The organism is Streptomyces sp. NPDC059256, assembly GCF_042753785.1.
Taxonomy (GTDB): domain Bacteria; phylum Actinomycetota; class Actinomycetes; order Streptomycetales; family Streptomycetaceae; genus Streptomyces.
The window spans coordinates 337989-359424 of record NZ_JBHYZO010000006.1; the positions used below are offsets into that span (position 1 = coordinate 337989).

The following is a 21436-nucleotide window of genomic DNA, read 5'->3' on the forward strand; positions in this document are numbered from 1 at the left end:
CCGAACTGCCGGAACGGAACGCACCCGCACCCGCATACGCATACGCATACACCCTCGCCGAGACGGGCTGTTGGGCCACCGGGGACGCCGGAGGCAAGGTCCTCATACGGAACCCGCCCCCGTCAGGGCCCGCACCTCCGTCTCGGCGTAGGCATCCGGATCACCCGGCTCAACGGACAGTCGGGTACCGATCCAACCGCTCAAGAATCCGAACGGCACGGAGACCAGTGCGGGGTTCTGGAGCGGGAAGAGGTGAAAGTCCCACCCGGGCACGAGCGACTCCGCACCCCCCGACACCACCGGGGAGAGCACCACGAGCAAGACCGCCGACCCCAAGCCCCCGTACACCGCCCAAACGGCACCACGTGTGGTGAAGTCCCGCCAGAACAGGGAGTAGACGAGGGCCGGGAGATTGGCGGACGCCGCAACCGCGAACGCCAACCCGACCAGGAACGCCACGTTCAGATCGCGGGCGAGCAGTCCGAGCGCGATGGCGACCGCCCCGACACCGACCGCGGCGACGCGTGCGACGGCGACCTCGCTGCGCGGCCGGGATCCCGGACGCTGCACGGAGCGGTGGAGATCGTGCGCGATCGACGCCGAACAGGCCAGGGTGATCCCCGCGACCACGGCCAGAACGGTCGCAAAGGCGATCGCGACCACCAGCGCGAACAGCACGGTTCCCGAGGTGGAGCCGGCGCCGCCGCCGAGGTCGAGCGCCAGCAGGGGAACGGCCGTGTTGCCCGCCGTGTGCGCCGCACGTACCCGGTCGCTGCCGACCACCGCGGCGGCACCGAACCCGAGCACGATCGTCATCACATAGAAGCTGCCGACGAGTCCGATGGCCCACACGGTCGAGCGCCGCGCCGCCCGCGCCGTCGGCACGGTGGAGAATCGGGACAGGATGTGCGGCAGACCCGCCGTGCCCAGGACCAACGCCAGTGCGAGGCTGATGAAGTCCAGCCGCGCGGTCCAGCTCCCGCCGTATTGGAGTCCTGGCGCAAGGAAGGCACGGCCGTGGCCGCTGCGCTCCGCGGCCGAGTTGAGCAGGGAATTTATGTCCCCGTGAAACCGGATGAGTACGAGGGCGGTCAGGGCGAGCGTCCCCACCAGCAGCAGGGCGGCCTTCACGATCTGGATCCAGGTGGTGGCCCGCATCCCGCCGAATGACACGTGGATCACCATCAGCGCACCGACCGCGACCATCGCCCAGCAGCGCGTTTGACCGCTCGTACCGCCGAGGAGCAACGCCACCAGACTCCCCGCACCCACCATCTGCGCCACCAGGTACAGGAGCGAGACGACGAGGGACGAAGTACCCACTGCGCGGCGCACCGGGCGCTCCCGCAACCGGGCCGCGATCACATCGGCCAGGGTGAAACGGCCGCAGTTGCGGACGAGTTCGGCGGTGAAGAACAGCACCACGAGCCAGCCGACGAGAAAGCCGATCGAGTACAGCATCCCGTCGTAGCCGAAGAGTGCGATCGCTCCGGAGATCCCCAGGAAGGAGGCGGCCGACAGATAGTCCCCCGCGATGGCGAAACCATTCTCCATCGCGGAGAACTGCCGCCCGCCCACGTAGAACTCCTCCGGTGACCCCTGTTTGCCGCGCCCGACCCGGCTGGTGATGCACAAGGTGGCCGCGATGAACGCACCGAACAACAACAGCGCGAGGACCTGGTGATCGCCGCTCATCGGCCGGCCCCCGATCCCGTCCGGTGCGATGCGTCGTGCACGGCGGCTGCCGACCGGTGTGCGCCGGCCCGCTCGTACACCGTCCACCGCAACTCCAGTGCCGCACGGTCCCGGTAGCGCCGTGCATGACCGGCGTAGGCCCAGGTGAGCAGGAAGGTGGTGAGGAACTGCGCCAGGCCGGCGAGCAGGGCCACGTTCAGCGCGCCGATCACCGGCCGGGCCATCAGCCCCGGTGCGGTGACGACGGCCACCACGTAGCCGAAGTACCAGAGGAGAAAGGCGACGGCGGCCGGTCCGACGAACCGGCGGTAGCGGCGGCGCATCTGTTGGAAGGCGGCCCCGCCCTGCACCTCCCGGTAGATGTCCACGGTGCTCGGGAAGTCGACTCGCCGCGCCGCTTCGGGCGGTACGGAAGCCCGGACGGCTGGCTGGTTCCAGCCGAAGAGACCCCCTGGATACGATGGTTCCCCCTGGCCCCGGAACCAGATGCCGGGCCTCGTTTCGTTGCTCGGTACCGGGTCCTCATCGGCCCGTGAATCGCGCCTGGCCAGGCGATTACCCCGGCCGGAGGTCGCTGTGCTGTCCCACGCCCCCTCGGGCCACACCGACGCTGCCCACTGCCCTGCCTGCTTCTCCACCGCTCAACACCCCTTGGTCAGCGAACCTTTTCGGCCGCGTGCCTCAGGATGGACAGAACGGGAAGATCCCGGACTCATGTGCAGAAGTGCTTCACACCATCAGGTGACTCTGGAGCCAGGTGGCTGCGCGAGGCCCTCCCGATAGGCATAGCGAACGGCCTGCGCCCGATCGTGGAGGTCGGCCTTCGCGAAGAGATTGTTGATGTGGGTCTTCACCGTGGCGTTGGAGATGTGCAGCCGACGGGCGATCTCACCGTTGGTGAGACCGTCGGCGATCAGTGCCAGCACCTCCCCCTCACGGCTGGTCAGCCCGTCGGGGAGCCGGGGAGCGGCCGGTGCCTGGCCGGCCGTGAACTGCTCCAGAAGCCTTCGCTGCACCACGGGCGTTAGCCAGGCCCGCCCTTCGATGACATCACGGACCGCGCGGGCGATTTCGTCGCCGTCCGCGTCCTTGGTCAGATAGCCGCGGGCTCCGGCGCGCAAGGCGGGGAAGAGAGAGGCGTCGTCCGCGTACGTCGTGAGGACCACCACCTGGGTCCCGGGGTGTGCCTCACGGATGCGGCGAGTGGCCTCCACCCCGTCGCACCGCGGCATCCGCAGATCCATCAGCACCACGTCGGGAGCGAGTTCGGCGACCAGGGCGACCGCCTCGGCACCGTCCTTCGCCGTACCGACGACCTCGATCCCGGGCAGCAGTCCGAGTAGCATCACGATGCCCTCGCGCACCACGGTCTGATCGTCGGCGACGACCACACGGGCGGGTGCGGATGTGGTGGGCTCGATGCCGTCCGGCCGGCTGCGGAGTGAGCCGTCCGGTGCGGTCGCACCGCCGGCGCGGTCGGCCCCCATGCCGGGCCAGGGGCCCATCGGCGTCCCCCCGATCGATTCCTCGGTCATACCGGCACTCTCAGTCGCACCACGAAGCCGTCCCCCTCAGGTCCCGCCTCCAGGGTGCCGCCGAGCAGTTCCGCCCGCTCGCGCATCCCCAACAGACCGTACCCGGATCCGGATGAACCCAGCTCCCCGCTGTCCCGTTGAGTACCGGCGTCGCGGACCTCCAGGGTCACCCCGGACGGCTCGTACGCCAACAGCATCCGCACCTTGGCGCCCGGCGCGTGCTTGCGGGCATTCGTCAGCGCCTCCTGTGCCACGCGCCGCACCGTCTGCGAGATCTCGGCGGTCAACTGCTGGCGCTCGCCCCTGACCTCGGATTCCGTCCCATCGGCCCCGGCCAGCTCGCGTAGGTAGTCCTCGACGGGAGCGATCTCGCCGCGGAGCGCGGAGAGTGCCTGGCGGGTCTCGGCGAGGCCCTCGCGGGCCATCCCACGGGCGGAGACGACGCGTTCGAGGATCTGGTCCCGGAAGGGGCCTTCGGGGCCCCGTTCGATCTGAAGTCGCGCCGCCTCCAGATGGACGAGTTGCGCGGAGAGGCTGTGTGCGAGGACGTCGTGGATCTCACGGGCGATGCGTGCCCTCTCGGCGAGGGCGGCCGACCTGGCCTCGGCCTCACGCGCCGTTCGTTCCTGGGCCAGCAGACGGAACCCTGCACCGCGCGCCTGGGCGTCGAGCCGGAGGGAGAAGCCACCGAGGAGCACCGCGCCCACCGTGAGCCAGGAACCCGGCGCGTAGTCGAACCCGATCACGACGAAGGCCAGGGCGAGCAGCCCGGCGCCGAGGCCGGAAGCCAGCGGCAGCCGCTCCATGGCGCTGAGGGCGGTGGTGATCCACAGCACGGTCGAGGGGACCAGACCACCGGCCACCGAGGCACCCCAGCCCATGGCGGCGATCCCCGCCAGCAGCGCGAGGGAGGGCAGCAGCCGATTGTCGAGGGTGGTGTGGTGGTAGGCGAAGAGCGCGGCGACGCAGCACAGGAGCGCCAGTGGTGGAATCACACCCGCCGCGCCGGAGAAGTCCCCGGACACATAGGCACCGAACAGGGCCCACGCCGACAGGGCGGCCATCAGTACCAGGTCGAGGCCGGTACGCCCACGGGGCATGCCGAGATGGGTCAGCGACTCCTGTACGGGCCAGGCGGTCCACTTGTCGCTCCGCACGCGTGTCCTCCCCCTCTGTCGGCTCGGAAGGCGCCGGGTACTCGCTCCCGGACCCTCGGTCATCGCCGATGCTACGGAGCGGGAGCAACCCGCAGAACAGCCCGTGGGTGGAGCCTTTGGCTCCACCCACGGGTGGTGTTCAGGTGCCTCCAGGGCGCCGTACAGCGTCCCCAGCGCTGCTTTCCGGCCACAGGGAAGGAAAGGTTCCGTGTGATGCCGGCCGCGGGTCAGGCGTCGATGCGGGAGCGGTCCAGGGTCGCCGCGGAACTGGTGATGAACTCCTTGCGGGGTGCGACCTCATTCCCCATCAGGAGATCGAAGACCTGCTCGGCGGAGTCGAGGTCACCGATGTTGATCCGGCGCAGCGTCCGATGGCGCGGGTCCATCGTGGTCTCCGCGAGTTGATCGGCGTCCATCTCGCCGAGGCCCTTGTACCGCTGGATCGAGTCCTTGTAGCGGATGTTCTTGCGCTGGTACTCCAGCAGCGTCTGGCGCAGCTCGTTGTCGGAGTAGGTGTAGACGTACTTGTCCTGGCCCTTCTTGGGCTGGACGAGCTCGATCCGGTGCAGCGGCGGCACTGCGGCGAAGACCCGGCCCGCTTGCACCATGGGCCGCATGTACCGCTGGAAGAGCGTGAGCAGGAGACATCGGATGTGCGCGCCGTCCACATCGGCGTCGACAAGCAGGACGATCTTGCCGTAGCGAGCAGCGTCGATGTCGAACGTGCGTCCGGATCCGGCCCCTATGACCTGGATGATCGCACCGCACTCGTTGTTCTTCAGCATGTCCGAAACGGATGACTTCTGAACGTTGAGGATCTTTCCGCGGATCGGCAGCAGCGCCTGGAACTCACTGTTGCGGGCGAGCTTGGCGGTGCCGAGCGCGGAGTCCCCCTCCACGATGAACAGCTCACTGCGCTCGACGTCGTCGCTGCGGCAGTCGGCCAGCTTCGCCGGCAGCGAGGACGTCTCCAGCGCGGTCTTGCGACGCTGCGCTTCCTTGTGCTGACGCGCGGCGATCCTGGTACGCGCCGCGGCGACGGCCTTCTCCAGCACGGCACGGGCCTGCGCCTTGGCGTCGCGCTTGGTGGAGGTCAGGAACGCCTTGAGCTCCTTTGCCACGACGGTGGCGACGATCCGGTTGGCGGCGGACGTGCCCAGGACCTCCTTGGTCTGCCCCTCGAACTGCGGCTCGGCCAGACGGACGGTGACCACGGCGGTCAGACCCTCCAGAGCGTCGTCCTTGACGATGTCGTCCTCGGCGACGCGCAGCATCTTGGCCGATCGGAGCGCCTCGTTCACCGTCTTGGTGATGGAGCGCTCGAAACCTGAGACATGGGTGCCGCCCTTGGGGGTGGCGATGATGTTCACGAAGGACTTGACGTTGGTGTCGTAGCCGGTGCCCCATCGCAGGGCGATATCGACACCGAGTTCCCGTGTGACCTCGGTGGGTGTCATGTGTCCCCGGTCATCGAGTACGGGAACGGTCTCCTTGAAGATCCCCTGCCCGGTGAGCCGCAACACATCACAGACGGCCTTGTCCTGCGCGAGGTACTCACAGAACTCGCTGATACCGCCGTCGAAGCGGAAGATCTCCTGACTCTTGCCCTCGCCGGCGAGATCGCGCTCGTCCCGCACCACGATCGTCAGCCCGGGCACCAGGAACGCCGTCTGCCGGGCGCGCTGGTGCAGCGTCTCCAGCGAGAGCTTGGCGTCCTTGAGGAAGATCTGGCGGTCCGCCCAGTACCGGACGCGGGTACCGGTGCGCGTCTTGGGGATCCGCTTGGTCTTCCGCAGCCCGTTGCCCGGGTCGAAGGGGGAATCGGGTCCCTGCTCGGTGAAGATGCCGGGCACACCACGTCGGAAGCTGATCGAGTTGATGGTGCCGTTGCGGTCGACCTCGACGTCGAGCCGGGCCGACAGCGCGTTCACCACGGAGGCTCCGACGCCGTGGAGACCGCCGGACGCGGCGTAGGAGCCACCACCGAACTTCCCTCCGGCGTGCAGTTTGGTCAGGACGACCTCGACACCCGAGAGACCCGTCTTGGGCTCGACGTCGACCGGGATGCCCCGCCCGTTGTCCTGGACCTCGACCGAGCCGTCCTCATGCAGGATGACCTCGATGTGGTCGCAGTAGCCCCCGAGGGCCTCGTCGACCGAGTTGTCGATGATCTCCCAGATGCAGTGCATCAGGCCGCGGCTGTCGGTGGACCCGATGTACATGCCGGGACGCTTGCGGACCGCTTCCAAGCCTTCGAGTACGAGCAGGTGCCGCGCTGTGTAGTTGGAGCCGTCACGCTCCGCGGTCAGCAATGCTGTGGACGGCACGGACGTTTCGGCGGTCACGCGGTTCGCTCCTCGCTGAATTTCAAATGTGGCCTCGTGGGGTAAGGCCCGGCGTCGGTTGCCGGCTCAGAGCGTACCGATGCCTGGTAGAGCCGGTGTAACGCCACCCACGAGATTTTCGATGCTAGTCCAACCTCGCATACTTGTTCGATCCCTCGAAGGGGTGACGTGAACATCACGTTCCCTTCGAGGCATGAACCATTTAGGCTCCGGGCACGTCCTCATGAACAACCGGCAACCCAGCCGGGAGGGCAGTCCCCGGTACGAGCAAGACCAAGCAACCCACAAGCAACGCGAAACCCGTAGCGCACAGCAATACGGCTCATTCGCCGCCACCCGGCAGCAGACAGCCGCCTTGAGAAGAAGTTTCGAGGAAAAGCCCCGAGCGGGAACGTTTTCGGGCTGGTTGGATGTTGACCCTGGTACGACAGCTCGTCGAGCTAGAGAAGAGGCGACGTGACTACTGTTCTGACCCCCGCGAGCCCGCTGACGGCCGCTGACCGCTGCGACAGGTGCGGCGCCCAGGCATATCTGCGTGTCGTCCTGACCAGCGGCGGTGAACTGCTCTTCTGCGCCCACCACGGACGCAAGTTCGAGCCGGAACTCAAGAAGATCGCCGCGGAAATACAGGATGAGAGCGACCGCCTGACGGCCGTTCCCGCCGGTGCCGGCGAAGAGGATCACTGACACCTCACATCCACGACGAGCTAGGTCGATCTGAGATCGGCTGACGGGCGGTTGCTCCTGATCCCATCAGGAGCAACCGCCCGCTCTCGTACCGTCACAAAAAGGCCCCGTACTGTCGCCACAATCCGTCGGTCCACCTCCCGGTCGAAAGCCAGGAGCCGTAGAGGCCGCGGAGTGGACCTTGTACGGATGTTCGGCGCGCAACAGACCTCGCGGTCCCCTGCCGGAGACCACCCGCGGGCCACACCCCCTACTGGGGCACCGGCAGTGCCGAGACCCGGGCGTACACCCCGGGGCTGTCCGCCCGGCCGCATCCACTCCCCCAGGACACCAGGCCAATCAGCCGTCCCTCTGCCACCAGTGGCCCACCGCTGTCCCCCTGGCAGGCGTCACGGCCGCCCGCGGGGTCTCCGGCGCAGACCATCGTCTCGGCGGCGTAGCGCCCGCTCAGACCCCCCGGATAGGCCCGCTCGCAGGTCTCATCAGAAAGCACGGTCACCTGGGCGGCGCGTAGGGACGTGGCGTAGCTACCATTACCCTCAGTGTCCCCCCAGCCGTAGACGGCCGCGGCCACCCCGGGCCGATAGGCAGGATCTCCGGCACCAGCAACCGCGATCACATGGGTCGACGGCAGAGCTTCCGCAAGGGTCACCACGGCAAGATCGGAGCTACTGGTGAACGGATCGTAGTCAGGTGAGACCCAACGCTCCGTTACGGGAATCTCCTGTCCGGCCTCACCGGTCAGCTCCGTACGGCCGACGATCACACGGAGGTCGGGGATCTCTTCCTCTCCGAGCACCGTCCGACTCAGACAGTGGGCCGCGGTCATCACCTTGGTCGGAGCGACCACCACTCCGCCGCAGAACTGCCCCGAGCGCGTTCCCCCGAACCGGTCACGACTGGCCAGCGCCACCACCCAGGGGCTGTCGGCCGCCCGCACGGGAAACCCTCCCACCACCACGCTGTCGGCGAGGGCCGGTACGGGCGCCGCCAACGGGGCCACTGCCACCGCGGCGATCAGAGCCAGCGCCCCGATCAGGGCTCGTGCGAGGGAACGACACATCGGGTCTCCTGACTTTGCGTGAATGGGAGTCCACCCAGAGTCATTCAACACGCTGGTGTACGCACCTGCGGCGCCCGGACCCACGCCGCTCCGGAGCCACCACTTCCGTTGATCGCGATCAACGGCACGGCACGGCACGGCACGACGAAGGGTCCGGCTTCACGGGGAAGCCGGACCCTTCGGTGAGCAGGGTTGCTCAGGACGTACGAGCCCTTAGTCGAGGTAGTCGCGCAGGACCTGCGAACGCGACGGATGGCGCAGCTTCGACATGGTCTTCGACTCGATCTGGCGGATGCGCTCACGCGTCACGCCATAGACCTTGCCGATCTCGTCGAGGGTCTTCGGCTGGCCGTCCGTGAGACCGAACCGCATGGAAACGACACCGGCCTCCCGCTCGGAAAGCGTGTCGAGAACCGAGTGCAGCTGCTCCTGGAGAAGCGTGAAGCTCACCGCGTCGGCGGGCACCACGGCCTCGGAGTCCTCGATGAGGTCACCGAACTCGCTGTCGCCGTCCTCACCCAGGGGGGTGTGCAGGGAGATCGGCTCACGACCGTACTTCTGGACCTCGATGACCTTTTCCGGGGTCATGTCGAGCTCCTTGGCCAACTCCTCCGGGGTGGGCTCACGGCCCAGGTCCTGGAGCATCTGGCGCTGGACGCGCGCAAGCTTGTTGATGACCTCGACCATGTGCACCGGGATACGGATGGTGCGGGCCTGGTCGGCCATCGCGCGGGTGATGGCCTGACGGATCCACCATGTCGCGTACGTGGAGAACTTGTAGCCCTTGGTGTAGTCGAACTTCTCGACCGCACGGATCAGACCGAGGTTGCCCTCCTGGATCAGGTCCAGGAAGAGCATGCCGCGGCCGGTGTAGCGCTTGGCCAGCGAGACGACCAGTCGGAGGTTGGCCTCCAGCAGGTGGTTCTTGGCGCGGCGACCGTCCTCGGCGATGATCTCCAGCTCGCGCTTGAGCTTGGGCGCCAGCTTGTCGGAGTTCGCCAACTTGTCCTCGGCGAACAGTCCCGCCTCGATGCGCTTGGCGAGCTCGACTTCCTGCTCGGCGTTGAGGAGGGGAACCTTGCCGATCTGCTTGAGGTAGTCCTTGACCGGGTCGGCGGTGGCTCCGGCGACGGCGACCTGCTGCGCAGGAGCGTCGTCCTCGTCCTCGTCGGACAGGACGAAGCCCTTGCTCTCGCCTTCGGCCTCTTCCTCGTCGCCCTTGCCCGGCTGTACCTCGTCGAGCAGCTCTTCGCCGTCGCCGGGCTCGTCGGAGTCCTTCTTGGCGGCGGTCTTCTTGGCCGTCGTCTTCTTGGCGGCGGTCTTCTTCACCGTCGCCTTCTTGGCCGTCGTCTTCTTGGCGGCGGCCTTCTTGGCGGGCGCGGTCCCCGGGACCTCGTCGCCGGCCTGGGCGTCGACGGATTCGGCTGCCGACGTGGCCGCGACGGTCTTCGCCGTGGTCGTCTTGGCCGCGACGGTCTTGGTGGCGGTGCGCTTTGCCGGGCTCTTCGCAGCGACGCTCTTACGGGCGCGCCTGGGCGACTCTGCGGCATTCACCATCAGCGTCACACCCTCTTCCTCAAGGATCTGGTTGAGGCTGCGCAGAACATTCTTCCACTGGGTTTGCGGAATCTGGTCGGCCTCGAAGGCGCGACGCACGTCATCGCCGGCGATCTGCCCATCAGCCTTTCCCCGCTCGATGAGCGCCATCACAGACTCGGACTCGGCGATCTCCGGCGGGAGCGTACGGGATGTGCTGGCCGACACGAACAACCTCTCGGAACGATGGAAACGGCTTCCGGCCCCGCCCATGATCGGGCTTGAGCCGACGACCACAGGCTGCGGATGGCCGGTGGCGCGGGCGGCTGAACCTCAGAACTGCGCGGAACTACACAGCGTCATGAACGACGGCTGTATTCCTTCCTCGGCTATCACCTCTTAGGTCATCGCCCTGTTCCGAGGAGTGTTACGCCCAATTCGCGTGGCCCGAGTCACACCCCATTTGCGGCAAATTACTCATAGAGGGTGCAGAGCGTACATTCGCGCCGCCGGACCCCCGTGGAATCCGGTGGCACTCCGCAGATACGACTCCGCACGCCCGACCCACCGCACGCCGCTGCGGGGCCAGCAGCTGTACACCTGCCCCGAACCGGCCGATGTACGCCTGCCTCCGCACGCGACCGCGCGGCCGGACTTCAGTGCTCGCGGGGTGCGGGCACGACGCGCTCCCCTTCCGGGTGGACCGTCAGCAGCTGCCGCATCGCGGATTCGGCTGCCTGGGAGTCGCCGGCGGCGAGGGCGTCGGCGATGCGGGCGTGGTGTCCCAGGGACGCCTCATTGGGTCGGTCACAGCCGGTGACCGGGCCGCCCGAGACATGCAGGGCGGACGAGACGATGCCGGAGAGGTGCTCCAGCATGCGGTTGCCGGCGAGCTGGATGAGCAGGGAGTGGAACTCGGCATCGGCGCGGGAGAAGGTGATCCCATCACCCTGCGCAAGGGCGTGGCCCATGATCTCGACCATGTCACCCAGGCGCTGCTGAACGTCCTCACGGCCATGACCGGCCGCCAGACGGGCGGCGAGGGGCTCGATGGTCCAGCGCAGTTCGCAGAGCTCGCGACGCTGGTCCTCGCGCTGGGGGCCGAAAGCGCGCCATTCGATGATGTCGGCGTCGAGGAGGTTCCAGTCGGCAACGGGACGGACCCTGGTACCGACATTGGGGCGAGCGCTGACCAGGCCCTTGGCCTCAAGAACGCGGAGCGACTCCCGCACGACGGTGCGCGAGACTTCGAAACGCTGTCCGATCTCCTCGGGAACCAATGGACGATCGGCGCCCAGGTCCCCAGAGACGATCATCTGGCCGAGCTGCTGAACGAGTTGGCCGTGCAGGCCGCGTCCCCGGTTACCGGCAGCACGGCGGCCAACGCGTCCCAACTCTGCGTCTGGCCCGTCCCAGGAGGGCGGAGCCACGCGTTCAGCGGCAGGCTGCTCCCCGTAGGGGTATCGGTCGAGTTCGCCCGAACCTGCGAGGCCGGTGTCAGCGGGGCGGGCGGCGGTCATCATGGTGTGCGCAAGGGTACTCACGCATCCTTTGTCGGCCCCACTTCAGCAGCCCTTGAGGTCTTTGGTGAAAAGCACACGAAAGGGTGATCGGTGCTTCCCCCATAATTGACGACTTATCGGAGATAAACGGGCGTACTCAAGGGAGTTACCGGCAGATTGCCCCACCTCGATCGCGGGCGATCAGCAATGCGTTCTCCGGCGAAGCCCGACGAACACAAACATGCAGACCAGGACAGCCAACGACAACACCAGGGCTGTTCCGACGGGTTGGGCCAGCATGCGCACCCCTGCCAGCAGGAGGTCGTCGGCCTGTTGCGGCAACCAGAACCAGGCCAGCTCGCGCACCCTGTCGGGGAGTCCGGCCGTCGAACGCGCTGACGGAACGACGGATGCCTGCCGCACAAGAGGCGCGATGACGACCGGTACGAGCAGGACTGCGGCCACACCCGCCGCGGTGACGCGGAAGACGCCGGCAGCCAGCAGTCCGGCCCACGCACATCCAACGGCCAGGGCGCACCAATGCATCAGCAGCGCCGACAGGTTCCCTTGGACGACGATCGCCTCCCGGCCGTAGACGACGGCCAGCACCTGTGTGTCGATGCCCGCAACCAGCAGCGCGATGAGCACCGCAGCGGCTCCCGTGACCAGCATCTTGGCGAGCAGCAGGGCAACCCTGCGAGGGACTGTGCCGCGAGCGGCCAGCACCGGATAGCGAAACTCCTCACCGAAGGAGAGCGCCCCGATCAGACCGGCGCAGAGGGCCGCTGGAGGCAGGGGGAGGAAGTCCGGCCAGGCAGCGATAGCGACCGGCACCGGGACTTCACGAGAGCGGGCGAGCAACAGGGACAGGACCGGGGAGGCCAGGAGCGCGGCGCCGAAGACCAACGCAGCGGTTCGAACGCCGAGCAGTCGCAACAGTTCGTAGCGGACGGGGCGCAACGGGCTGCGGAGGGGACGACGCGGCGCTTGACCTGGCAGCTGACTCGGTGGCGGGCTCGGAATCCGCTCAACCGCAGAGACGGAACCTCGGCTCGGTCCGGCCGAGGGCTCCGACAGGTGCCCGGATCGTTCGACGCCTTGTCCGGGAGCCGCGGCCAGCGCAACAGCGGGCACCCGGCACTCACTCTTGGCCTCACCTTCTGGATGCTCGCCGTCCCTCTTGGCCGAGAGGGATGGATGCATGCGGTCGGGAACCTGCTGGAGCTGCGGCGGAAGCGGAGCGATGGCAATCCGGTCCTGGCGCTGGCTCCGCTCCTGCGTGCCGCCGCCGGCGTGACCAGCGACGACCGAGCCGCCCGCCTCCTCCGTGAGCCGGTGTACGAGGACACGATGGCGGTACGCGATCTCCCCCACCTCGGCGCAGTTGCTGCCGTAGACGGAGAGTTCGCTGCCTGCGTCGACGACCACTTCGACGGAGCGCCGTGCAACCCGTGCCTCACGGTGCAGCAGTGAGGCCAGGCGTGCGGCATAGGGGGTGCAGACCACGACGCGCGGGCGCAGCCTGGTTCGCGCGAAGTCAACGACCTCCTGATCCGCGATCAACCTTCCCCCGTCCACGGTGACCACGCGGTCCCCGATCCGGGCGGCCTCCTTCGGGTCATCGGTCGTCCACAGAACCGTTCCGCCTCGGTCTGCGTGAGCACGCATCAATCCGTACTGCCAAGCCTGTTCCCGCGCGGTGAGCCCCCTCCCCGGCTCGTCCAACAGGAGGGTCTGGGGAGCGCCGAGCAGAGCAGCGGCGATGCCGAGTCTGCGGTCAGCGGCCAGCGGCAGGGCGTCGAGGCGCTGGTCGCCCAGAGCTGTGAGGCCGATGTCCCGGAGCAACTCATCGGCACGGGCCAACGCAACCCCCGCCGCGGCACAGAGCATCCGGAGTTGCCCACGCGCCGTGCGGGCCGGATGCCCGGGTACGTCCCCCAGGAGCGCCCCCACCTCCCGGGCCGGATGGGCGATCCGATGGAGGGGATTCCCGCGGAAGTAGGTGATGCCACGACCAGGCTCAAGCTCCAACATAAGACGGAGCGCCGTGGACTTGCCCGCGCCGGCGGGCCCGAACAGGGCCGTGACCTGACCCGGCCCGGCCTCGAAGCTGAGGTCCCGAACGGCGGGTGGGCCCGATCGCCCGGGCCGGCTGGTGAGTCCGATGGCCTGAAGCATCTCTCCCCTCCCGGAAGGCGGAAGCAAGACCGCGGAGCGGCGGCACGGGCACCGGAGCAAGATAACGCGACATTCACGACTTTCTACGCAAGAGCTCTCCTGAGGGATTTCGCTTCAGCACCCGCTTCACCCGCAGGGCCCGCGGCAAAGCTCCCCACGGCCTGAACGATGAGGGTGAGGGAGGGAGAGGGGTGAGGGGTGAGGGGTGATGATCGTTCAGGGTGAGCATTCGCGTGCAGCGGGTTCCGTCTTGCTCTTGGGGCCCCCTCCCCTCCCCTCCCCTCCCCTCCCCTCCCTCCCCCACCCCGGCCCCCCTTGCGCCTGGCCTGCCCCCGGCCTCCCTCGCCCTCAAGCAGGACGACAAGTCCGGACACCCTTGCGCGTCCAGCCCTCCAAGCACGCGCCCCCTCTCCCTACCGACCCCCGCCAAGGCGCCCAGAAGGCCCTCTACCGCACCGCGGGCGCTTCGGTGCGCCCTGGGTGCCGATGTGAGCCCTGGGCGGCGCAGTGGACCGCACAGCCCCTCGGCGCGCCATGGGCGGCATGGAGGCACCGAGGAACCACCACCGCCTGCAGCTTCACCCCGGTCGCACGCACAGACCTGTACGCCCCGGCCGGGAGCAACCGGTCCAACACTTCGGGCCGAATGCCTGGACCTGCCTCCAGGAGATGCGCTCTGGGCGTCGAGAGCCCTCCATCACGGAGTTGGAGCTCCATGCGCCACCGCCGAAACGCACCCGCGCCCCAAACGCTCCCGGCTCCCGGCTCCCGGCTCCCGGCTCCCGGCTCCCGGCTCCCGGCTCCCGGCTCCCGGCTCCCGGCTCCCGGCTCCCGGCTCCCGGCTCCCGGCGAGGGAACTCCCCCTACAGGTCAGTCGTCACGGTTGTTCGGCGACGATTCATAAATGTGTGGCTCACCCCCGCGGCTGTACCGTCCAGCTGCCGCCGAGGATCCCGCCCCGGACCCATGAGGTCCGTCCACCCTTCCCCCACGTCGCCCCCTGGACCTTGCCGCCGTCGACACGGGCAGCAGAGCTGAACATCCGTCAGCCGCCCTATTTCAGAGCCCCCGTCAGACCTCCGGCCGGAGCATCGGCGGGTTGAGCACGGTGGCACCACCGGCCCGAAAGAGTTGTGCGGGACGTCCTCCCTGCCGCGTGGTGGTGCCACCGGATGGCACCAGGAACCCTGGCGTGCCGGTCACCTTGCGGTGGAAGTTCCTGGGGTCGAGCGCGACCCCCCACACCGCCTCGTAGACCCTGCGCAACTCCCCCACCGTAAACTCCGGTGGGCAGAAAGCGGTGGCCAGGGAGGAGTACTCGATCTTTGACCGGGCGCGCTCCACTCCGTCCGCCAGGATGCGCGCATGATCGAACGCCAGTGGTGCGGGCGACTCGCCCTCACGCCCCGATCCGCTGTCCTGACTGAGCAGATCCTCAACGAAGGCCCACCGCGCGCTGTTCGCATCGCCACCCGGTCGTGGTGCGGGCAGATCCGGAGCCAGCACCAGGTGCGCGACGCTCACCACTCTCATACGGGGGTCGCGCATGGGATCACCGTAGGTTGCGAGTTGCTCCAGGTGCGCACCGTTGCCGGAGGCCGGGGAGTGGGGATCGTGGGCATAGAGCCCGGTCTCCTCGGCGAGTTCTCGGGCTGCGGCAGCCGCCAGGTCCTCCTCTCCCCGCACGAAGCCGCCGGGAAGGGCCCAGCGTCCCTGGAAGGGCGACTCTCCGCGGCGTACGACCAGTGCACAGAGCGCATGACGTCGCACGGTGAGCACGACCAGGTCGACGGTGACTGCGAAGGGGGGATAGGCCGACGGGTCGTAGGGAGGCATGCCGTGATCATAGTCGTCTGCCTGACGATAAACACGGTTTTCCCTGCCTGGGAGCTCTTCTTTACTTCCGCTTCGCCCGGACCGAAGAGGCTCCTGGGCGAGCCTGCTTCGTCCCTCCGAGTCTGCGGTGCCTTTGACACGAATGGGGTGCGATCAGGTCTGGGCGCGGCCGACTGGCACACGGTAACGATCTTCACCCTTCCTTCTCCGTTTCCCGCTCCGCTTCCCGGCGGTCCGGATCGTGTCGCCGTGACCGGTCGACGCGAGTGCTACCAGGCCGGGCCCGGTCGGCCTGGCGCGGCTTCGCGGGCGAAGGCGGCCGACTGCGCCCCGTTCGCAAAGGTTCCGGGTGCTTCTTCGGAGCCTGCCTCGGGCGCCGGCGGGAATCCGTGGAGTCGTGCTGCGCGATGATCGGTGCGGACTCCTCCGCCGAGATGGCGATGGTCATCTGTGCCTCGGAGGGTTCGCCCGTGCCGGTGCTCTCAACGGTTTCGGCGGTCGTCCTCGGCCGTGCGTTCACCTCGGGCACCAGCGGGAGCGCCGTTGACGACTGATCTCCCCGTACATCCGATGCTGTTCGTGCAGCCACTGTGCTGGCGGCGGTGGTCTGGCCGTGACCCATGCGAAGGCACTGGCGGACGGTCTCCACGTCGAGATCCTGGTTGCACGCCTGTTGGAAGAGTCGCGCAAGGATGTACTGAGGATCCCTGCTGAGGGCGAGCCCGAAGGCGACCCTGGCAGCGGGTTTGTCCCCGAGGGACCACGTCGTCCAGCCCGCGAGGGTCAGGGATGGAGCGGCATACTCCGCGTAGGGGCTGACGCACCGTCGTGACAGGGCCCGCCAGAGCCGCAGGGCAGACTCGGCGGCGGAGCCTTCGGACCATCGGGCCGCTTTGTCCCGGGTTTCCCGGTCCTGGAGTCCATGGATCAGGATGGCGGCCTCGTCCACCGTGAGGAGGGAGTCGTCCTCGACGTCAGCCTCGTAGTCAGCCGCCGATGGGCGCGTTCCGGCGATCCGCGCCATCACCACACCTGCCAGTGCCAGGGTCTCGTCGGAGATCGCCGTCCGTGCACCTCCTTCGAGCAGTCGGGTCACCATCGCGGTGCCCGCCCTGTCCAGCGCCCTGCGCTGGTCCGTCGTGGATCCCACCGAGGGAGGTCGTAGTCGCGCCTCCAGTTCCCGTTGCGATCCACGCACCCGGACTCCTGCGTAGGCCGCTGCAGCGGCCATGACGGACGTACCCGGAATCGCCAGCTCGTTTCCCTCCGATGGGCAGCAACGGTCATCGGGGCAGCAGTACGACCAGAACCGTCCTGCGGAGATGCACAGCGCCTCGTAGACCGGGACGTCGAGAGCACCGCACGCGGTCCTCAGCGAGTGGGAGAGCGGTCGCAGTCGCTCCATCGCCGCTCGGGCGCTCTCGTTGTCGGTGGGGTCCTGGCAGAGGAAGACGACGATGCCGTCGGGGCGGCGGCCGTGACGCTCGCTGCCTTCGATCAGGCATTCCGCGAGCTGCTGCGAGACGGACGGCCATTCCAACGGTGAGGGCGGAATGCCCAGCTGCACGCGGGCGCCGAAGCGGCCCCGGCTGCCGTGCAGTGCCACGACGACGATGGAGTCGCTCGGGTGGTACCCCAGGACATAGGGCAGGGCATCGGCAAGTTCGGCGGCACTACGCAGGGTGACCTGCTGTTCATCGGTGCCCATGGATTCATGGTGGCTGTTCATGTCCAAGACGATCCCGTGCCGCCTCCAGCCCCGCGACCCCTGTGGATAACGTTATCCACAGGGTGGAGGCACCGTTCGCGCATTGTCGGTGTCGTCCTGTTGCATGGAGCCATGACCAACGCAGACCAAACGGAAGACAGGCGTTCCACCGACCCGGTCGACATCACTGACCTCGCGGGTCTGCGGGCGGAGGCCGACGCCGTCCTGGCCCGTCTCGTCTCGGACGACACGGGCCGAGCTCGGCTGCGTGACGACCAGTGGCGTGCGATCGAAGCGCTCGTCGCCCAGAAACGTCGGGCGCTGGTCGTTCAACGGACGGGGTGGGGCAAGTCCGCGGTCTACTTCGTGGCGACCTCGTTGCTGCGTCGACGGGGCAGCGGCCCGACCGTCATCGTGTCCCCACTGCTCGCCCTCATGCGCAACCAGGTGGAAGCAGCAGCCAAGGCGAGGATCAACGCCCGGACGATCAACTCGTCGAACAGCGAGGAGTGGGCCCAGATCCAGCAGGAGATCACCGCAGGCAGCGTCGATGTTCTCCTCGTCAGTCCGGAGCGTCTGAACAACCCCGACTTCCGGGACGAGGTGCTGCCCCAACTCGCCGCCGCCACCGGGCTGCTCGTGGTGGACGAGGCCCACTGCATCTCCGACTGGGGTCACGACTTCCGCCCCGACTACCGTCGGCTTCGCACCATGCTGGCCGAACTGCCCTCTGACGTTCCGGTGCTGGCGACGACTGCGACGGCCAACGCCCGCGTCACGGCTGACGTCGCCGAACAGCTGGGCACGGGTGGTGGCGCAGGTGGAGAGTCCGACGCCCTGGTGCTCCGGGGCCCGTTGGATCGCGAGAGTCTCAGTCTGGGCGTACTCCAACTGCCCGATGCGGCCACCCGGCTGGCCTGGCTCGCCGACCATCTCGGGGAGCTGCCAGGATCCGGAATCATCTACACACTCACGGTCGCCGCGGCCGAGGAGGTCACCACCAGCCTTCGCCGCAGCGGGCATGTGGTCGCCTCGTACACCGGTCGCACGGAGAACGCCGACCGCCAGCAGGCCGAGGAGGACCTTCTCGCCAACCGGGTCAAGGCCCTCGTGGCGACCTCCGCGCTCGGCATGGGCTTCGACAAGCCCGACCTCGGCTTCGTCGTCCACCTGGGCTCACCTTCCTCGCCGATCGCCTACTACCAGCAGGTGGGGCGCGCAGGCCGTGGTGTGGAGCACGCCGAGGTGCTCCTGTTGCCGGGCAAGGAGGACGAAGCGATCTGGAAGTACTTCGCCTCGGTCGCCTTTCCTACTGAGGAGTTGGTCCGGCGCACCCTCGATGTGTTGGCGCGTTCGGATCGTCCGCTCTCCCTGCCCGCGCTCGAACCGCTGGTGGACCTGCGGCGCACCAGGCTGGAGACCATGCTGAAGGTGCTGGACGTGGATGGGGCGGTGCGACGGGTCAAGGGGGGGTGGACGGCCACCGGCCAGCCTTGGACCTACGACGCCGACCGCTTCGCCCGGGTGGCCAAGCAGCGGGAGGTCGAACAGCAGGCGATGCGGGAGTATGCGCGATCCTCTGCGTGCCGGATGGAGTTCCTCCGAAGGCAGTTGGACGACGAGGCGGCAACGCCCTGTGGGCGCTGCGACAACTGTGCGGGCGGTCGGTTCAGCGACAAGGTCTCGGATGCGGCCCTCGAAACCGCCCGCGGTGAACTCAGCCGGCCAGGTGTCGAGGTGGAGCCCCGGAAGATGTGGCCGACGGGGCTCGCGTCCGTGGGCGTCGGGCTCAAGGGCCGGATCCCTGTCTCCGAGCAGGCTTCCGCCGGGCGGGCGCTGGGCCGGCTCTCCGACATCGGCTGGGGCAACCGGCTACGGCCGCTGCTGGCTCCGCAGGCGTCCGACGGCCCTATCCCGGATGATGTGGCCCAGGCTGTCGTGACAGTGCTCGCCGACTGGGCGAAGGGTCCGGGGGGCTGGGCGTCCGGGACGGCTGACGCCCCGGCCCGTCCGATCGGCGTGGTGACCGTGGCTTCGCGTAGCCGCCCTGAGTTGGTCGGTTCTCTGGGTGCGCGCATCGCCGAGGTGGGTCGCTTGCCGCTGCTGGGCTCGGTGGCCTACACCCCGGAGGGCATGGAGTCCCGACCCTCGCGTACGAACAGCGCTCAGCGCGTGCGAACCTTGTACGACGCCTTCGTCGTACCGCCAGGTCTGGCGGAGGCCCTCAGCGGGGGCGGCCCCGTTCTTCTGGTCGATGATATTTCTGAATCTGGTTGGACCTTGGCTGTGGCGGCCCGACTCCTGCTGAAAGCTGGGGCGACGGGGGTGTTTCCGCTGGTCCTAGCGGTTCAAGCGTGACACCAGGAGGACACAGGAGGGGTCACAGGCAGCTTTTGTGGGAAGGGATATGAGAGGCATACCCGCAGATTCCCGCCGCTGATGCCAAATTGCTCGTTGCCGCATCCGGACGGGCCAGGAAGAATTGAACTGCTCCCCGCACAGCCCGTTCGCGGTCTCACAGGGCTGTGTCGCGGTGCGCCCTCACCCGACCCTGCCCGCACTGTGGGCGCGTATGCGAAGGGAGGACTGTGACCTTCGGATTCGCTTCGTCCGCAGCCACCTCAATCACCGCCAGGGCCAACTCCGCCAGCCGCCTCGCCAGGATGCTTCAACCTGGGGAATGGGCGGAAGCCGGTATCCCGCTCCTGCGTAACCCCAGAGAGGTGGTCAGCGGGCTGCATGCCCGCCACCAGCCGACGTTGACGACAGCCGTCGTCGCTGTGCTCGATCCCGAGGAACGGCTCACCGCCAGTGCATCGTTCACCCGTCGTACCGCCTTGGCGGACGGCTGGGAGTTCCGAAACGCACTGCTGGCCAATCTCCGTCGGGTGATTCCGCACGACCTACGCCGCCGCACCCCGGTGCGAACGGCCGTGCTCCTCTACTGCCGTGAGGGTGACGAGCGGTGGACCGAGGAGGACGGTGCCTGGATGTGGGGGCTCCGCGATGCGTGCACCCTGCACGGGTTGCGGTGCGGTGCCTACATCACCCTGACCCGAGGCGGCTGGCAGGTACTGGGAGAGGGGCGGGGCGGGCGACGCCCCAACTCCACCTCGACCCCCGGTGACCTGGCCGAAGTGTCGGCAGCGGCCGAGCCGATGAAACTACGCACCGCCAGTGGCGCATCCGAGATGCTGCGTCGCACGGCAGCACGCTGATGTCCCCGGGCACCATGCCCGGGGACCTCTGACATCTGCTCTGATCAAGACCCGTACGAGCCGCCGCACGACCCTGCCCGCTCGACAGGACTTCTGCGCCTCGGGGCGACCAGCCGTCGACGCCACACGGCGGCCGACGAACTCACTCCGCCGCGCTCAGGGCATCGTTCGCCGGCTCGCCGCCGACTGCTGACACAGCAGAACGGCGAGCCGCACCGTACCCACCGACGTTCCGCGCCAAAGCACGAGCGCCGGCGTGACACATGTCCAGGCAGTGCACGCGCACAGCCTCAGACCGCAACGCCCAAAGCGCTGTTGATGCGCTGCGGATCTCCACACACGATCAACAGTGCACCCGCTTTGGCCAGCGCAGCCGGCAAAGTGCGGGCGGCGTCATCGTCGCCGCCGCCGTTGACGGCCACGATCACCACCGGCCTGGACCGGGCGCGCTCGACCGCGGTGACGTCCGCGTAGAAGACATCGTCACCGGCATCGTGCTGGGCCCAGTAGGCCGCTTCACCGAAGGACCTCTCGTGCGCGGCCCACGGGTGCGGTTGCCCCGTGGTCAGCACCAGCACGTCACCGGGAGCGCGCCCTGTGTCGAGCAGTAGGTCCACCGTCTCGTCGGCGGCGTCGAGTGCGCCTTCCGCGGGCGCGGGGATCAGTTGGATCTGAGGCTGAGGGCTGGTCTCGGCAACGGCAGCGAGGGGCTGGCCGCCGGAGGACGGCGTGCGTTGTGGCGGTGCGGGCTTGACCGCCGTGGCCCCCGGGACGCTGGGACGGGGGGTCGCCGTGGAACGCGGACCGGGTACGGGACGAGGGGTCGGCGCGGTACGGCCGGTGGCCGGAGTGACGCGGGGACCCTGGGCGCTCTCGTGAATGTGAGGCTCCTCGGGGATGAGAGGCATGGGTGGATGTCTATCAAATGCCGGTTCGAATGGCATAGGCGGGTGGGCACGAAAGTGCGATCGGTCCG

At 68.3% G+C, this 21436-nt stretch carries 15 protein-coding genes; 3 read left to right on the forward strand and 12 right to left on the reverse strand.

The window, feature by feature from the left end:
• Positions 1-102: 102 nt before the first annotated feature.
• The 5 genes from ACFXJL_RS17270 to ACFXJL_RS17290 form a co-directional block, all read right to left on the reverse strand.
• On the reverse strand, positions 103-1695 hold the full coding sequence (locus ACFXJL_RS17270; RefSeq protein WP_384693158.1) for a cation acetate symporter: 1593 nt from the start codon (positions 1693-1695) through the stop codon (positions 103-105).
• Positions 1692-2183: a DUF485 domain-containing protein gene (locus ACFXJL_RS17275; RefSeq protein WP_384693288.1), complete on the reverse strand. Its 492-nt coding sequence runs from the start codon at positions 2181-2183 to the stop codon at positions 1692-1694. Before ACFXJL_RS17275 ends, ACFXJL_RS17270 begins: the two co-directional genes overlap by 4 nt.
• Positions 2184-2432: 249 nt before the next feature.
• Positions 2433-3230 carry a response regulator gene (locus tag ACFXJL_RS17280; RefSeq protein WP_384693161.1) on the reverse strand — a complete coding sequence of 266 codons (798 nt, stop codon included), beginning with the start codon at positions 3228-3230 and terminating at the stop codon, positions 2433-2435.
• Positions 3227-4387 carry a sensor histidine kinase gene (locus tag ACFXJL_RS17285; RefSeq protein ID WP_384693164.1) on the reverse strand — a complete coding sequence of 387 codons (1161 nt, stop codon included), beginning with the start codon at positions 4385-4387 and terminating at the stop codon, positions 3227-3229. Before ACFXJL_RS17285 ends, ACFXJL_RS17280 begins: the two co-directional genes overlap by 4 nt.
• A gap of 227 nt (positions 4388-4614) precedes the next feature.
• Positions 4615-6732 carry a DNA topoisomerase IV subunit B gene (locus ACFXJL_RS17290; protein WP_358878937.1) on the reverse strand — a complete coding sequence of 706 codons (2118 nt, stop codon included), beginning with the start codon at positions 6730-6732 and terminating at the stop codon, positions 4615-4617.
• Between the two features lie 456 nt (positions 6733-7188).
• On the opposite strand from ACFXJL_RS17290, the gene ACFXJL_RS17295 reads away from it, so the two are divergent.
• Complete coding sequence (locus ACFXJL_RS17295; RefSeq protein ID WP_329024000.1) at positions 7189-7419, forward strand: hypothetical protein; 231 nt, start codon at positions 7189-7191, stop codon at positions 7417-7419.
• Between the two features lie 250 nt (positions 7420-7669).
• Here the strand turns inward: ACFXJL_RS17295 and ACFXJL_RS17300 are convergent, their stop codons facing one another.
• From ACFXJL_RS17300 to ACFXJL_RS17325, 6 genes are all read right to left on the reverse strand, one after another.
• The gene (locus ACFXJL_RS17300; RefSeq protein ID WP_384693168.1) at positions 7670-8482 is read right to left on the reverse strand and encodes a serine protease; all 813 of its coding nucleotides are present in this window, start codon (positions 8480-8482) and stop codon (positions 7670-7672) included.
• 213 nt (positions 8483-8695) lie between these two features.
• A complete protein-coding gene (locus ACFXJL_RS17305; protein ID WP_358878935.1) occupies positions 8696-10246 on the reverse strand; it encodes an RNA polymerase sigma factor in 1551 nt (516 codons plus the stop codon).
• 428 nt (positions 10247-10674) lie between these two features.
• The gene (locus ACFXJL_RS17310; RefSeq protein ID WP_358878934.1) at positions 10675-11562 is read right to left on the reverse strand and encodes a FadR/GntR family transcriptional regulator; all 888 of its coding nucleotides are present in this window, start codon (positions 11560-11562) and stop codon (positions 10675-10677) included.
• A 159-nt stretch (positions 11563-11721) separates the two neighbouring features.
• On the reverse strand, positions 11722-13698 hold the full coding sequence (locus ACFXJL_RS17315) for an ATP-binding cassette domain-containing protein (RefSeq protein ID WP_384693173.1): 1977 nt from the start codon (positions 13696-13698) through the stop codon (positions 11722-11724).
• A gap of 1071 nt (positions 13699-14769) precedes the next feature.
• Positions 14770-15534, reverse strand: a complete 765-nt coding sequence (locus tag ACFXJL_RS17320; protein ID WP_329023990.1) for an NUDIX domain-containing protein — start codon at positions 15532-15534, stop codon at positions 14770-14772.
• A gap of 193 nt (positions 15535-15727) precedes the next feature.
• The gene (locus tag ACFXJL_RS17325) at positions 15728-17263 is read right to left on the reverse strand and encodes a DUF4192 domain-containing protein (RefSeq protein WP_384693177.1); all 1536 of its coding nucleotides are present in this window, start codon (positions 17261-17263) and stop codon (positions 15728-15730) included.
• Between the two features lie 111 nt (positions 17264-17374).
• Between ACFXJL_RS17325 and ACFXJL_RS17330 the strand changes: the two genes are divergently transcribed.
• Both ACFXJL_RS17330 and ACFXJL_RS17335 read left to right on the forward strand, forming a co-directional pair.
• Positions 17375-19600: a RecQ family ATP-dependent DNA helicase gene (locus ACFXJL_RS17330; RefSeq protein WP_384693180.1), complete on the forward strand. Its 2226-nt coding sequence runs from the start codon at positions 17375-17377 to the stop codon at positions 19598-19600.
• A gap of 230 nt (positions 19601-19830) precedes the next feature.
• Entirely contained in the window at positions 19831-20460 is a 630-nt protein-coding gene (locus tag ACFXJL_RS17335) for a hypothetical protein (RefSeq protein WP_329023986.1), read from the forward strand.
• A 290-nt stretch (positions 20461-20750) separates the two neighbouring features.
• Here the strand turns inward: ACFXJL_RS17335 and ACFXJL_RS17340 are convergent, their stop codons facing one another.
• A complete protein-coding gene (locus ACFXJL_RS17340) occupies positions 20751-21368 on the reverse strand; it encodes a hypothetical protein (RefSeq protein ID WP_384693183.1) in 618 nt (205 codons plus the stop codon).
• Positions 21369-21436 lie beyond the last annotated feature (68 nt).

Bases quoted from the DNA above. Each gene is read 5' to 3' on its own strand.
- ACFXJL_RS17325 (WP_384693177.1), bottom strand. From the start codon at position 17,263: ATGAACAGCCACCATGAATCCATGGGCACCGATGAACAGCAGGTCACC.
- ACFXJL_RS17300 (WP_384693168.1), bottom strand. From the start codon at position 8,482: ATGTGTCGTTCCCTCGCACGAGCCCTGATCGGGGCGCTGGCTCTGATC.
- ACFXJL_RS17340 (WP_384693183.1), bottom strand. From the start codon at position 21,368: ATGCCTCTCATCCCCGAGGAGCCTCACATTCACGAGAGCGCCCAGGGT.
- ACFXJL_RS17320 (WP_329023990.1), bottom strand. From the start codon at position 15,534: ATGCCTCCCTACGACCCGTCGGCCTATCCCCCCTTCGCAGTCACCGTC.
- ACFXJL_RS17330 (WP_384693180.1), top strand. From the start codon at position 17,375: ATGACCAACGCAGACCAAACGGAAGACAGGCGTTCCACCGACCCGGTC.
- ACFXJL_RS17280 (WP_384693161.1), bottom strand. From the start codon at position 3,230: ATGACCGAGGAATCGATCGGGGGGACGCCGATGGGCCCCTGGCCCGGC.
- ACFXJL_RS17270 (WP_384693158.1), bottom strand. From the start codon at position 1,695: ATGAGCGGCGATCACCAGGTCCTCGCGCTGTTGTTGTTCGGTGCGTTC.
- ACFXJL_RS17315 (WP_384693173.1), bottom strand. From the start codon at position 13,698: ATGCTTCAGGCCATCGGACTCACCAGCCGGCCCGGGCGATCGGGCCCA.